We start from the raw sequence: 705 nt of genomic DNA on the forward strand, positions 1-705 counted from the left end.
CCACGACCGCCGTGCTGCTGCCCACGACTTGCGCCACGACCGCCGTTCTGCCCACGCTCCATCGCACTGTTGACGATGGCATCCACTTCTTCCTGTGGCATCAGCTGTGCTTCATACACGATGCCCAAGTTTTCGATCTGGCCAACAAATGCCCGCAGGTGATTTCTAGAACCCCGTTCGAGATTTTTATACGCCCGCACCACGTCCGTATGGGAGGATTCCGCGATGGCTTTCTCGAGATCGCCGATATCCAGCTCCTCAATGTAGCCGCCAACATACAATGCATCTTCCAAGGATACATCACCCCGGTCGATCAGCTTATTGTACAGAGTGGACAGTGCTTCATTCTGGAAAACTCCAACAGTATCGTCGGTAACAGGATCCACCAGGCCGTACTTGTCAATCTTGCTCTTCATGCTGTCCATGTGGTGTTGTTCAGAACCGGAAATATTGTTGAAAACCGGATGCTCCCACTTATCAAACAACGTGATATACACATCACGGGCCAGCTTTTCCTCTTCCCGCATGAAAAGCAGTGTGGCGGCTTCCGCATCTGACAACGCCGTTGTTACCTGGGTACCTGTATTTTCCTGATCCCAGGCACCCGGTTTTCCGCCTTTCCATTTTGCCTGCAACGGACTGCTGACAGCCAGTATCGCGGCCAAGGGAAGGGCTAATGTGATTGCCATTTTCATCTTGTTGAAT

1 protein-coding gene is annotated in these 705 nt (G+C 52.2%); it reads right to left on the reverse strand.

The genetic code is table 11. From position 1 onward, the window contains the following. A partial coding sequence (locus tag ACOCD2_RS24050; RefSeq protein WP_293650476.1) for a DUF2202 domain-containing protein occupies nt 1-665 on the reverse strand: 665 nt, incomplete at its 3' end. Nucleotides 666-705 lie beyond the last annotated feature (40 nt).

This window comes from Thiolapillus sp., assembly GCF_048562965.1.
GTDB classification, from domain to species: Bacteria; Pseudomonadota; Gammaproteobacteria; order Chromatiales; family Chromatiaceae; genus Thiolapillus; species Thiolapillus brandeum_A.